Raw genomic sequence first — 13,168 nt, 5'->3', positions numbered from 1 at the left:
TGCCTTGGATACCGGGGATAACTCGGGTGCGGGTCTTTGTGAAAATCTTCCGCTACGTCCCTGCCTCGGGCGTGGAACAAAACCTGCGACGGGGCATTTATCTCTCAGCAGGGGGATTATCGCCGCTGCAATTGGCGGCCACAGAAGGAATTCCGATCATGACCATTGCCAACGACGAAAAGTGGATCGATAAAGACACGAAGGGCTTGTCGGAGGCATCAATGGACATCAACCTCACACTTTCAGCAGACACGATCCGCTTGCTAGCACAGAAGGCACGGGCCGTCTCATCTTCGCTTCAGGACACGTTCGAGGACGGTCACGAAGGCGACGTCGAATTCGATGCCGACACGCTGGAACAGAGCCACGGTCACGATGGCTTGGCCGAAGAGGAAAACGACGACCTCTCCGATGAAGAATTGCGGGAACTGATCGAGGATCTGAATGTCGATGAAGCCGCCGAACTGGTGGCCATCGCGTGGATCGGTCGTGGCGACTTCGAGGCTGAAGACTTCCAGCAAGCCGTCGATGAAGCAAAGGAACGTGCCGCCGGCTCCACGGCAAACTATCTGCTTGGCCTGCCGCTTCTGGCCGACCACCTGGAAGCTGGCCTCGACACACTGGACCTCTAAGAGGAACCGCGCACCGCCCTTGTCCGCAGGTCATCGGACGTTTCGATAGGGCAGATCGCCTAGGTCAATTTTGCCGGGTCATTCACATATCCCCTTTTTCCTTGGGAAAACCGGTCGAGACCTGATTTATCGTCTTTACCGACGCCGGATATTTGGCTCACTCTTGCCCCACTTCGTGGTGGGACAAAGGAGTGAGGGCATGCTTCAAAAGTCGGCGAACCAGGACGTATTTACCGTCCATCGTCCATCTCCATGGCCATATGTCGGCGCGTTGATGGCTGCGTCGGCCCTGATCACGACACTGGTCGTGACCTTCAGCAGCTAATCCAGACCGGCATAACCGCCCGTCATCTACCCCGGTTATCGTCAGAAAGTCCTTTTATGCGTTCAACGCGTCTGGCCGTGCTCGATCTTGCCCGCGGCCTCGCAGTTGTCGCCATGGCGATCTACCATTTTTCCTGGGACCTCTCCTGGTTCGCTTATGTCGACTGGCCCGTCGCCCAAGGCTCCGGCTGGCGCTTCTTTGCTGCTTCGATAGCCGGCAGCTTCCTGTTTCTGGCCGGCATCAGCCTCGATTTCGCGCATCACAAGGGCATCCGTTGGCAGGCTTTCTGGCGCCGCCTTTTCGTGATTGTCGCTGCGGCGGCGGCAGTGTCTGCAGTCACCTATTTCACCTTCGGCGACACTTTTGTCCGCTTCGGCATTCTGCACTGCATTGCGCTGTCGAGCCTGATCGCCCTGCCCTTCACGCGACTTCCCGTCTTCCTTGCCGGGCTTGCCGCAGCGCTAATGTTCAGCCTGCCCTTTTGGGCCGTTTCTCCGGCATTTGACGGACAGGTGTGGCTGTGGACCGGGCTTGGCACGCCGGGTTTCGCAAGCGTCGACTATGTTCCGCTTGCCCCCTGGGCCGGTGTGACACTCGCCGGTGTTGCCGTTTCGAAGGTTTTTCGCAAGTTCGACCTCTGGCAGAAGGTGTCCGGCCTGACGTTTTCGCGCCCTCCGGGCCGCCTGACCCGGTTTCTCGGTCGCCATTCCCTCGCCGTCTATCTGCTGCATCAGCCTTTGCTGTACGGCCTGGTGTGGACAGCAACACAGATCGGACCTGAGATGGACCGGTCCGCAAACGCCTTCGTGCGCAACTGCACGGTTTCCTGTCAGGGCACAACCGCCACGCCTGAAATCTGCGAGGCGGCGTGCGGATGCACGCTCGATTATCTGAAAGCGGACGGCATCTGGGACAAACTGCTGGCAGAGCCGGAAAACCAGTCGCTGCGGAACCGGATGTCAAACCGATACAGCCAATGCCTCGCAGACCCAAACGGACAGGCTCCGCTCAACTGACGCCGCCGTCCCTGATGCCCGGTCTGTGTTCCGGGGGGCAGGCAAGATCCGCCAGTTGTTGAAGCGCCCGCATTCGCCTCTGCCTGGCAAAGAGAAGAAACACGGTTTCGTCCCGTCCTGCCGCCACCTGCTCCAGTGCCCACAGTGCCGATACCGTGTCGCATTTGGCTTTCATGACGCTAAGACGTGCCGCGTCAGGCAGCACGGCTCCAGTTGCCGCATAGGCTTGCAGAAAGACGTCCTCCTGATCCGGCCTCATCTCATGCTCCAGAACTGCATAGGCAAGATCCCAGGCCGGATCGGACATGCCGGAAAATTCCCAGTCGATCAGCCAGAGCCCTTCAGCCGTCATCAGGCAATTGCCCGGAGAGGGATCCCCGTGGCTCGGGACATACTCGGGGCCGTCTCTATCGGCCATGCGAAGCTTCAGCACCTCCTCCAGTCCGGCCATCTCCGCGCGATGCTCAGTCATATCGAGAAGCCCTTGCCATTGCATCTGAAGCACGCTGTCCGGGTCGAGACGCCCCTCGAAGGCGGCGCCGGACCCATGCAAACGCCCCAGCGCCTGACCAAGAGCCTGAGCGAGATCATATGCCGGCAGCCCCAGAAGGCCGGCAGGGATGCTCCTGACCTCGACTGCTCTTGTCACCAGAACACCTGTGCCTGGATCACAGAACACCGGCGGCACCGCAAGGCCGGCAGCTGCGGCCAGCGTCAGGTTTCGCGCTTCCGCTTTACGGTCGATGCTGCCTGCCGCCTCCGGGCGCGGCAGCCGCAGAAAGAAGCTGCCTTCCTCGGCCTCAAGCTTGAACACACGGTTGGTCAACCCGGGAAACGCCGTGGCCGTCAGAGGCTCACCGCAAAGGATGTGCAATTCCGGATGGTTTTCAAACGTCTCCAGGATAACCGGCAAAGTAGCGTCTGGCGCGTCGGAGCAAAGTTGTGGCACAAGCAAAGACCATCAAGTGAAACAAAGGAACCGGCCGGACGCCATGACGAACGTCCCTTCGCCCCATATCATCATCACCTATTGCCGCCAATGCAATTGGCTGCTGCGCTCCGCATGGATGGCTCAGGAGATCCTGTCCACTTTCTCCGAAGAAGCCGGTGCGGTCAGCCTTGTTCCCGGCACTGGCGGCATCTTCACGATCATCTGCGACGGTGAAACCGTCTGGAACCGCGAAACGGATGGTGGCTTTCCGGATGCCAAGGTGCTGAAACAACGGCTCCGCGACCAACTCTGGCCGGAGAAGGATCTCGGCCATAGCGACAGGCAGGACCGGCAGAGTGAGCCCGGGAAAGTATGATCGGATACCCTTCCTAAACCTTCAAACCTGTATAATGTGCCTCTGAAACAAAGCTTTCGGCAGTTTTTTTAGATAATACGCATGAACCGGAGTCTTCATGCACATCAGATTATCAGCGTTTTTTCTGGCAATTGCATTGCTTGCAAGCACAGGTATTTCCTCGGCAATGGACAATACTCGCGCTGAAATTGTCATTTACACCGAAGACTACAAACCCCTTTATTTCCCGTATGAAAACGGGCGCATCGACGGCACTGTGACCAGACTTGTCCAAAGCCTTGCCGACGAGGCCGGCATATCGGTCGAGATGCATATGCGCCCTTTCAAACGCGGATTGAACGCGGTCGAAAGCAGCGCCAACCATTGTTTCATGGCTCTGTGGCGCACTGAAGCCCGTGAACCGAATTTCTCCTGGGTCGGACCTCTGGAATACGACGGCTACGGCCTGTTTGCGCTTAAGGACAGCACAATCGAATTGTCCTCCGTGAAGGACAGTTTCGCCTATGCGACAGGCGCCGTCGGCGGCTGGACCAGCACCAATGAACTTCAGAAAGCGGGCCACCCAAATCTGGTTCTCGTTTACGAAGACAAGCTGAATGCAAACATGCTGCAGTCCGGTCATACCAAACTCTGGCTGGGCGGCCTGATTTCATCTCCCTATGTCGCTGCGCAGGAAGGCGCGGAGATCAAGAGGCTACTCACCCTCCGGAAAGTGGAACTCGCGCTGGCCTGCAACAGGAACATAGATGCGTCCCTCATTAACCGATTGCAGGCAGCCCTCAACACCCGCCTTAAGAAGTAACTGCAAAGCGACCACAGGCGTCTGTCCCATTAGGCGAATATGTCTCCCTTAAAAACGGGGCACCCTTGTTTGCCCGCTCCCGAAAAAGAGCGTTTCCAAAGTCTTACGTGATTAAAATACAAACAAATGACAGCTCATAATTAATGCAGACCTCTTTCGGATCTTATTAAAACTTTCCGCGCAAAGTGCTTCCGGCTAGATAATATCCGGGGCGCAAGAATGAAGTTCGTAAGCTTTCCTTTCCGGAAAAGTGCAACCAGAGCCTTACCAACAGGGATTGACCGCCCTGGAACCGCGTCGCGGCAGCGCGTTTTCTTCGACTGGCCGATCAAGACCCAGTTGCAGATCGGGTTCGGTGCAATGCTTCTGTGCGCCATCGGAGTTGGCGCGGGTGGCTTATACGCCGGCTCGGAGGTCAAGAACTCGGTAACGGTCGCCAAGACGGCCAACGAGCTTCTCGGCAGCGTTCCCAAATTGCTGACCAACGCCCAGACATTCGGCCGGGATGGCAGCAACCAGGCGGCAGACGGCGTCGCCACCGATATCGCCTCGATTTCCCGTGAAAGCCTGAACCTGTCCGAAAGCCAGCCTCAGGCGGCAACGCAACTTGCGACAATCGTCAACGAGCTCGAGAGCAGCTTTGCAACGCTGCGCGACAAACGGCAGAGCCGCGACACCGCAGCTGCGAGCCTCGACACGCTTACTGCCGAAATGGTCGAGACGACCAAGAAAGCCTTCGAAGACTACACGGCCCTTGCCGCATACAGATCTGCCCTTGCCCTCAACAACGAAGGCAAGATGAACAACCTGTCCAACGTCAGCCCGCGTCTCAGCAACATGCGCATCACCACTGTGGTGCTGGCACAGGAGGTGGAAACCTTTGCCGCGACACCGGACAAGGCTCTCGCAAAAAAGCTGGCCAAACAGGTGGATGCACTCGTCAAGGATGCCAAGGCGGTTCGTCGAACGGTGAAGACCGATACGATCAAGGATAGCGTCAAGTCTCTGACAAGACACTCCAACTCCTTTGAAAAGCTGCTGAAGGCGCATCTCAAATCTCCGGCCCCGGACGCCTGGAACACGCAGCTGGAACCGGCCACCCGCAAACTGATCACCCTCGCCGACACCATCATCAAGGCCGCCCAGGAGCCGATCAACGACCTGACGAAGGAACTGAGGGAGTTCGACAAGGCCAGCGCCGACATCGCACTGCTGTCGAATTACACCCAGAGCGTGGCCCGCAGCGTGCTCGGCATCCGCAGCGCCTATTCCGACTATCTGAACACCTCTTCTCAGGTCTCCGCCGACACGTTCCAGATGTACCTGACCGACGCGCGCACGGAGCTCGAAAATCTTGACACCGTGCGAACCTCCGCCAGCAAAAATGCCTCCGACAAGGCCCTGAGCGATCTTCTGAACGGTCCTCTGAAAGCACTTGTAGCGGCCGGAGCGGACGCCTTGCCGGAACTGGAAGCCACGTTCGTCGAAGTCGTTGCCTCAACCACCGCGCTGCGATCCAGCGAAAAGTCCTTTGCCGCGGCAGCCGCCTCGCTGACGGATCAGGCGGAAGTCATCAGCGCCAACTCGGAGGCGACCGCTCTTGCAAGTGCCGTTGGCGCACAGACACAGATCACCGTCACTCTGGGGCTGGCCCTGCTTCTGGGGATCGCCTTCGTCGTGCTGCTGTCCAGCGCCATCATCCGCCCCATCCGGGGGCTGACCGGAGCGATGCTCAAACTGAGGGACGGCGATACGGACATCGCCCTGCCCGCAACCAACCGCAAGGACGAAATCGGCCATATGGCCCAGGCCGTCGCCACCTTCCGCGACCGGGAAATCGAACGGATGCGGCTGGAAAAGGAAACCCTTGCGAGCCAGGAAGATGTCCGCAAACGACAGGCGACCGTTGACGCGCTGGTGGCCTCCTTCCGTCAGGATATCGAGGAAGCCCTCGCCACGGTGACCGGCAACATGCAGCAGCTCGACAACACTGCCGAGCAGCTGTCCGAAATCGCCCGCACGACCACAGGCAGGTCCGAGGACGTCAGCACGGCGTCCAGCCAGGCCAGCCACAACGTCCGGACGATTGCAGCTGCCACGGAAAAACTCAGCACCTCGGTTCAGGAAGTTGGCCGGCAGGTCAATGACACCCTGGTGCGCGTTGAAGAAGTCGCAGGCGCCACCCGCACCTCCAACGACCAGATCAAGGGTCTGTCCGCCGCCGCGGAGCGCATCGGCACTGTGGTGCAACTCATTCAGGAGATTGCCGAGCAAACCAATTTGCTGGCACTCAATGCGACCATCGAAGCCGCACGCGCCGGTGACGCGGGACGGGGCTTTGCCGTGGTGGCTTCCGAGGTCAAGTCACTGGCTGGACAGACAGCCAAGGCGACCGAGGAAATCTCCAGCCATGTGACCGAAATTCAGGATGCAACCAGCGGCGCGGTCGAAGCGATCAGCACGATCATGACCATGATGGAAGCCGTCAACGAAACTGCGGCCGCCATGGCAAGCTCCGTGGAACAGCAGGCCGGTGCAACCACCGAAATCTCCGACGGCGTCTCCCAGGCTGCCGGACAGACCGCCAGCGTGTCGGAGAATATCGGCGACCTCTCCCGTGGCTCCAGCGAAACCAGCCTGTCGGCCCGTGAGGTGGAAGAAATCACCGACGCTGCCACCCGGCAACTCGCCGAAGTCACCACCCGGATCGACAGGTTCCTCCAGGACGTCGCCGCGGCCTGAGTGGGGACTGCAATAGGGTATGCCGGTATACCGGCACCCCACTGTTTTTCACCTGGCTATCCGCAATCATCCTGGCGGATTGGATGCGTGACTGATTTCACTCACGCCGCATCCTGAGCCTCGAACACCTCCCGCGCCGCATTGAGGCCGTTGATGGCTGCAGGCAGGCCTCCGTAGACGGCCATCTGCCAGATCGCCTCGATGATTTCGGTGCGGCTGGCCCCGGTGGCCAGCGTGTGTTCTATGTTGATCTTCAACTGCGGTGCCGTCTGTCCACCGAGCACGGTCAGCGCCGCGATGGTGCACAATTGGCGCGTTTTCAGGTCAAGGCCCTCACGGGCATAGTGCCGGCCATAAGCCCATTCGATCAGGCTTTCGGCAAAGCCGGGCAGAAGGTCGTCATAGCCCTTGCTGAGAACGGCTTCGAGATCGGGATTAAGTTTCCGCGTCAGCGCGCGGCCGCGTTCCAGGGCGGTGCTCATCTTTCGGAACTTTCTTGCTTGGCGGCGCAGCGTGTTCGGTCCGGGCGCAGCTTTCGAAGGTGGGGTCGACGGTCTCGCCTGCTTCCATCCTTCTGTAGAGATCAATCTTATCGTCCAGGACATCCAGCATTTCGGTGAGCCGGACGATATCGCCGGCAACCTTCTGTCTGTGCTGTTCCAGCAATTCACGGCGCTCTGTCAAAGAGGCCGCCCCCTTTGTGCGCAGGTCCGCGTAATGCAGCCGATCCTTGATGCCCATGCCGGTTGACTTCAACCGGTCCAGGAAATCAATCCATCTGAGGATCGCCGCATCGTAGACCCGCCGTCCACCACCGTCCCTCAGGGGCCGTGGCATCAGGCCGATCTTCTCGTAGTAGCGCAGGGTATCAGTCGAAAGTCCCGATTTCTCGGCCAGGTCACCAATCCGCATGTCAGTCTCCGAACGGAACGATTTCCTTCAGCTACCAGTTGGAGTGCACTCCAGGTCAAGCGTCTTTTTCAAAAAAACGGCCAGCGGAGTGACCGCTGGCCGTTGGAAAGGCTCCCGATGGAGCGCTGTGAAGATCAATCCGGCGAGGCGGGTTCAACCGCCTTCGCCTTTACGGCTGCAGAAGCCGTCTTGGGACTGTTAGGCGAACCACCAGCGTTCGATGGCCCGGAAGCCGTCGAGGGTCCAGTTGGCGCCCACCACTTCGGGATGCGCAACGCTGTTGGTGTGCGCCATCACGTAGCTGGCGAACATCGGCACGATCACGCCGCCTTCCGTACGCAGGATCTGCTGCATTTCCTTGTACATCTCGGCGCGCTTGGCCTGGTCCAGTTGCGAACGGGCCTCGACCAGCAGCTTGTTGAAGCGCTCGTTGTCCCAGAAGGTATCGTTCCAGGGAGCACCGGCTGCATAGGCAACCGTAAACGCCAGATCCTCGGTCGGACGACCGCCCCAGTAAACGGCGGAAAACGGCTTCTTCATCCAGACGTCCGACCAGTAACCGTCGTTCGACTCGCGCACCGGCTTGAGGTTGATGCCGGCCTTGGCGGCGCTGTTGGAGAAGAGGACCGCCGCATCGACCGCGCCGCCGAAGGCAGCGTCAGCCGCCGACAGACTGACATCGAGCGAATCGAGACCTGCCTGTTTCAGATAAAACTTGGACTTGTCCGGATCGTAGCTAGTCTGCTCGATATCGTCAGCATAGTAGCGGTAGGACGGGCTGATCGGCGTATCATTGCCGACCGCGCCATAGCCGAACAGAATCTTGTCGACCAGTTCCTGCCGGTCGACGGCATATTTCAGCGCCAGACGCACATTGTTGTCGTTGAACGGCGCCGCGCGCGTATCCATGGCGAAAGTGTAGTGCTGCGTGCCGGTGACCGACAGAATCTTGACGTTCGGCGCACGCTGGAAGAGGCTGACTGTCTTCAGATCGACCTGGTCGATCGCATCGACGTTGCCCGTCATCAGCGCCGACTGGCGCGCAGCCGCATCCAGGATGGTCAGCATCTTGACTTCATCGAAATGGGCGCGGTCGGTTTTCCAGTAGTTCGGGTTGCGCGTCAGCTCGGCAATGACGCCGGGATCGTAGTTGACCACCTTGTAGGGACCGCAGCCGTTCGGGCTTCTGGTATCGATTGTGCCATCCTTGGCGGGCATGATCGCAAGGTGATAGTCACTGACGACATAAGGGAAGTCGGCATTGCCTGCTTCCAGTGTGAAAACGACCGTATCGCCGTTCGCCTTGACGTCCTCGATCTGCGCGACAATCGGTTTCGCTGCAGAGGTACTCTTCTCGCCGCGATGATAGTTGATCGAGGCAACGACATCGTCCGCAGTTACCGTGCCGCCCTCGTGGTATTCAACACCCGGGCGAATCTTGAACGTCCACTCTTTCGCATCGGGCGATGCTTCCCAGCTCTCGGCAACTTCCGGCACGAGTGAACCGTCGGCCCCGATTTCAACAAGGTAGCCGTGACGTGCGGTCGCGAAGGTCTGGGAATAGGCGTTGTCCCATGTGCCCGGATCGTAGTTGTCGTTGGTGTTGCCGCCGGCCATACCGACCCGGAACGTGCCGCCCTTCTTGGGCTGCGCGGCAGCCGGCCCGACACCGAACTGTCCTGCGAACGCCGTTGCGCCGATCGCGGCCGTTCCCATCAGAACGCCGCGCCGGGAGATCCCCGATTGTAAGAGTGGCTGGTTTAGAGTCTTCATATACCTGTCCCTTCTTTATTCAGGCCAATCTGGCCCGGCTGAACGGCATAAGCTGCACACATAGGTAAGATGTGCAAGTTACTTCGCCTTAATAACAACTTCTGCTGGTGAAAGAGGATAATGAATTTGATTGATTGCTCAATCAAAAAAACATTAAGTATCCGCCACTCGTCCTGCAGTCCGTTGGAGAAGCCCTATGACCAAACGCAAGAACATCCTGATTTTGATGGTCGATCAATTGAACGGAACGCTCTTTCCCGATGGACCGGCGGACTTTCTGCACGCTCCCAATCTCAAGCGGCTGGCGGAACGTTCCGTCAGATTTGAGAACGCCTACACCGCCTCTCCGCTCTGCGCACCGGGGCGGGCGAGCTTCATGTCAGGCCAGTTGCCGCGCCGCACCGGCGTTTACGACAACGCGGCCGAATTTGCCTCCGACATTCCGACCTATGCCCATCACCTGCGCCGCGCCGGTTACACGACCTGCCTGTCGGGCAAGATGCATTTCGTCGGCCCGGACCAGATGCATGGCTTCGAGGAACGCCTGACCACCGACATCTACCCGGCCGACTTCGGCTGGACACCGGACTACCGCAAGCCGGGTGAGCGCATCGACTGGTGGTATCACAACATGGGCTCGGTCACGGGCGCAGGCGTTGCCGAGATTTCCAACCAGATGGAATATGACGACGATGTCGCCTTCCAGGCCGTGCGCAAGATCCACGATTACGGCCGCGGCAAATACGACAGGCCCTTCTGCCTGACGGTCAGCTTCACCCACCCGCATGACCCTTATGTCGCCCGCCAGAAATACTGGGACCTTTACGAGGACTGCGAGCACCTGCTGCCGCAAGTTCCCGCCATGGACTATGACGACCACGACCCGCACGCAAAGCGCATCTTCGATGCCAACGATTGGCGCAAATTCGACATCACGGAAGAAGACATCCGCCGCTCGCGCCGCGCCTATTTCGCCAATATCTCCTATCTGGACGACAAGATCGGCGAGATCCTGCATGCCCTCGACGCGATGGACCTCAGCGAGGACACGACCATCCTGTTCGTGTCCGACCACGGCGATATGCTGGGCGAGCGCGGACTGTGGTTCAAAATGACCTTCTTCGAAGGCTCCGCACGCGTGCCGCTGATGGTTGCCGATGCGGATCTGACGCCAAAGCACATTTCTGATCCGGTCAGCACGCTCGACGTTCTGCCGACCGCCTGCGATCTTGCCGGCATCGACATGAGCGAGATCATGCCCTGGACCGACGGCACCAGCCTCGTGCCGCTGGCAAAAGGCGAGGCCCGCACCGCACCGGTGCTGATGGAATACGCCGCCGAAGCCTCCTACGCGCCGCTGGTCGGCATCCGCGAAGGCGACTGGAAATACATCCACTGCGAACTTGATCCGCCGCTGCTCTTCAATGTGACGGACGATCCGCACGAACTGACCAACCTCGCCGCCGACCCGGCCCATGCGGCAACTGCCGTACGCTTTGCGGAAATCGCCGGCAAACAATGGGACATGGCCGCCTTCGACGCAGAAGTCCGCCAATCCCAGGCCCGCCGCTGGATCGTCTATGAGGCCCTGCGCAACGGCGCCTATTTCCCCTGGGACTACCAACCCCTGCAAAAAGCCTCCGAACGCTACATGCGCAACCACATGGACCTGAATGTGGTGGAAGAGAGCCAGCGGTATCCAAGGGGAGAGTGAAGGCGAACTAAATCCCACGCCTCCCGCTACCACTTGCCTCACCACACCCACCTTGTCATCCCCGCGCAGGCGGGGATCCAGTAACCCCCCACCCTCAAGCATGGCCACTTACCGGCCAAAGGGAGTACTGGATCCCGGTCTTGGCTGCGCCAAACCGGGATGACAACGCGGAGGCAGTCTCCCACACCTGCCCCTACCACTTGCTTCACCACACCCACCTTGTCATCCCCGCGAAGGCGGGGACCCAGTAATCACCCGCCCTCAAGCATGGCCACTTACCGGCCACAGGGAATACTGGATCCCGGTCTTGGCTGCGCCAAACCGGGATGACAACGCGGAGGCACTCTCCCACACCAGCCCCTACCACTTGCTTCACCACCCCCACCTTGTCATCCCCGCGCAGGCGGGGATCCAGTAACCACCCGCCCTCACGGATGGCCACTTACTAGCCACAGGGAATACTGGATCCCGGTCTTGGCTGCGCCAAACCGGGATGACAACGCGGAGGCAGTCTCCCACACCTGCCCCATCCGCTTGCTTCGCCACACCCACTTTGTCATCCCCGCGAGGGCGGGGATCCAGTAACCACCCGACCTCACGGATGGACACTTACCGGCTACAGGGAATACTGGATCCCGGTCTTGGCTGCGCCAAACAGGGATGACAACGCGGAGGCAGTCTCTCACACCTGCCCCAACCGCTTGCTTCACCACCCCTCTTGTCATCCCCGCGAAGGCGAGGACCCAGTAACCACCAGCCCTCAAGCATGGCCACTTACCGGCTACAGGGAGTACTGGATCCCGGTCTTGGCTGCGCCAAACCGGGATGACAACGCTGAGGCAGTCTCCAACGTCTGCCGTTGAACCTTCGTTGCACCACACCCTCTAGTCATCCCCGCGCAGGCGGGGATCCAGTAATCATCAGTCCTCAAGCATGGCCACTTAACAACCCCGCGGCGTACCGAATCCCGATCCCAGCTTCGCCATACCGGAAGGACACCCCACGAAAGGCGCTCTGACAGAGAATTTACCCATCGACTTCAGTCTCAAGTTATTGGAAGCTGTTGTGAATCGATTGCCTGTGGAGGTCCCGATGCGATTGCCGACGTCACTTGCCGCGCTGTTTTTCCTGCTCGTTGCCCTGCCCGCCAGCGCCCAGACCTACAACGTCGAGGCCGGACCGATCTGGAGCAATGGCGATGCGCAGGCGAAATGCCCGAATCTCTGCAGCGGGTTGGGAACGCGCTGGAGCGGGCAGTGGCATACGACGGTACAGGGACAGATGTCGGTTTGCTCCTGCGAAAAGACCAGCTCCGGACGAAACATCGAAGCTGGGCCCATCTGGAACAATGCCGATGCGCAAAACAAATGCCCGGGCCTCTGCTCCGGCAACGGCCTCAGCTGGGGCGGCCAGTGGCACACCACCGAGCAAGGCAGCATGTCCGTCTGCGAGTGCCGCTAGCCCCTCCAAGACCGAGGGAGTGACGGCGTTCTACTTGGTGCAGCCGTTGACGTCGGCAGCGCAGTAGAACCCATCTGAAGAATTGCCGCAGCAATAGAGGAAACCGGGCGAGTCGCAATAGTATTCGGACGATCCGCAACGGCCGGCAACCCGGATCAGCGGCCCCTTGTCGGTTGAAGAACCTGGCAGATCCACCGCACCGGACAGGCGCGGCGACATGTTCGGCATCGACGGAACCTCAAGCCCCCTGTCCAGACTGGCCAGAACAAGCTTCGCCGCGCTCAGGTCCGGCTGATGTGTCAGGTCCAGCGGATCTGCACTGGCGGGAGAAGCTGCGTAAAACAGACCCGCCATCAGCGTAATTTTAACAATAGATCTCAGTCTCATCTTTCGCCTCCTCCGCGCAAGATGCCGTATGTTTCACTTTGAACTGATAGACCCAATTATAGCACGAAACAGAAACGCCGAATATTCAGCAAACTAC

The 13,168-nt window shown here is 59.5% G+C and carries 13 protein-coding genes; 8 read left to right on the top strand and 5 right to left on the bottom strand.

Annotated elements, in window-relative coordinates; translation table 11 throughout:
* Positions 1–158: 158 nt before the first annotated feature.
* From FMN63_RS19705 to FMN63_RS19700, 3 genes are all read left to right on the top strand, one after another.
* Positions 159–632, top strand: coding sequence for a DUF3775 domain-containing protein (locus tag FMN63_RS19705; protein ID WP_205514163.1), 474 nt, complete (start codon positions 159–161; stop codon positions 630–632).
* A 199-nt stretch (positions 633–831) separates the two neighbouring features.
* Positions 832–957, top strand: a complete 126-nt coding sequence (locus FMN63_RS29895) for a hypothetical protein (protein WP_286192709.1) — start codon at positions 832–834, stop codon at positions 955–957.
* Between the two features lie 56 nt (positions 958–1,013).
* Entirely contained in the window at positions 1,014–1,973 is a 960-nt protein-coding gene (locus FMN63_RS19700; protein WP_148585874.1) for an acetyltransferase domain-containing protein, read from the top strand.
* On the opposite strand, the gene FMN63_RS19695 is transcribed toward FMN63_RS19700, so the two are convergent.
* Entirely contained in the window at positions 1,966–2,886 is a 921-nt protein-coding gene (locus FMN63_RS19695; RefSeq protein WP_162530081.1) for a choline/ethanolamine kinase family protein, read from the bottom strand. The two genes, FMN63_RS19700 and FMN63_RS19695, sit on opposite strands and share 8 nt — an antisense overlap.
* A 79-nt stretch (positions 2,887–2,965) precedes the next feature.
* Between FMN63_RS19695 and FMN63_RS19690 the strand changes: the two genes are divergently transcribed.
* The 3 genes from FMN63_RS19690 to FMN63_RS19680 all read left to right on the top strand — a co-directional run bounded on the left by FMN63_RS19690 (position 2,966) and on the right by FMN63_RS19680 (position 6,824).
* Positions 2,966–3,280 (top strand): Rdx family protein, encoded by a 315-nt coding sequence (locus FMN63_RS19690; protein ID WP_148585872.1) that lies wholly within the window; start codon positions 2,966–2,968, stop codon positions 3,278–3,280.
* 97 nt (positions 3,281–3,377) lie between these two features.
* A complete protein-coding gene (locus FMN63_RS19685; RefSeq protein WP_148585871.1) occupies positions 3,378–4,082 on the top strand; it encodes a substrate-binding periplasmic protein in 705 nt (234 codons plus the stop codon).
* Positions 4,083–4,301: 219 nt separating this feature from the next.
* Positions 4,302–6,824, top strand: a complete 2,523-nt coding sequence (locus FMN63_RS19680; protein WP_148585870.1) for a methyl-accepting chemotaxis protein — start codon at positions 4,302–4,304, stop codon at positions 6,822–6,824.
* A 101-nt stretch (positions 6,825–6,925) separates the two neighbouring features.
* Here the strand turns inward: FMN63_RS19680 and FMN63_RS19675 are convergent, their stop codons facing one another.
* The 3 genes from FMN63_RS19675 to FMN63_RS19665 form a co-directional block, all read right to left on the bottom strand.
* Positions 6,926–7,306 carry a carboxymuconolactone decarboxylase family protein gene (locus FMN63_RS19675; protein WP_148585869.1) on the bottom strand — a complete coding sequence of 127 codons (381 nt, stop codon included), beginning with the start codon at positions 7,304–7,306 and terminating at the stop codon, positions 6,926–6,928.
* Complete coding sequence (locus FMN63_RS19670; protein ID WP_148585868.1) at positions 7,260–7,736, bottom strand: MerR family transcriptional regulator; 477 nt, start codon at positions 7,734–7,736, stop codon at positions 7,260–7,262. Before FMN63_RS19670 ends, FMN63_RS19675 begins: the two co-directional genes overlap by 47 nt.
* A gap of 198 nt (positions 7,737–7,934) precedes the next feature.
* Complete coding sequence (locus FMN63_RS19665; RefSeq protein WP_162855070.1) at positions 7,935–9,509, bottom strand: ABC transporter substrate-binding protein; 1,575 nt, start codon at positions 9,507–9,509, stop codon at positions 7,935–7,937.
* Positions 9,510–9,705: 196 nt separating this feature from the next.
* Here FMN63_RS19665 and betC point away from each other — a divergent pair, with 196 nt between their 5' ends.
* On the top strand, positions 9,706–11,223 hold the full coding sequence (betC, locus tag FMN63_RS19660) for a choline-sulfatase (RefSeq protein WP_148585867.1): 1,518 nt from the start codon (positions 9,706–9,708) through the stop codon (positions 11,221–11,223).
* A 1,092-nt stretch (positions 11,224–12,315) separates the two neighbouring features.
* Positions 12,316–12,684, top strand: a complete 369-nt coding sequence (locus tag FMN63_RS19655) for a mannan-binding lectin (protein ID WP_148587267.1) — start codon at positions 12,316–12,318, stop codon at positions 12,682–12,684.
* 30 nt (positions 12,685–12,714) lie between these two features.
* Here FMN63_RS19655 and FMN63_RS19650 read toward each other — a convergent pair whose 3' ends face one another.
* The gene (locus FMN63_RS19650; protein ID WP_148585866.1) at positions 12,715–13,071 is read right to left on the bottom strand and encodes a hypothetical protein; all 357 of its coding nucleotides are present in this window, start codon (positions 13,069–13,071) and stop codon (positions 12,715–12,717) included.
* Between the last annotated feature and the right edge of the window lie 97 nt (positions 13,072–13,168).

Source organism: Stappia sp. BW2, from assembly GCF_008107695.1.
Lineage (GTDB): Bacteria > Pseudomonadota > Alphaproteobacteria > Rhizobiales > Stappiaceae > Roseibium.
The sequence above is the reverse complement of the archived record's forward strand: the minus strand, read 5'-3'. Positions and strand labels throughout refer to the sequence as shown.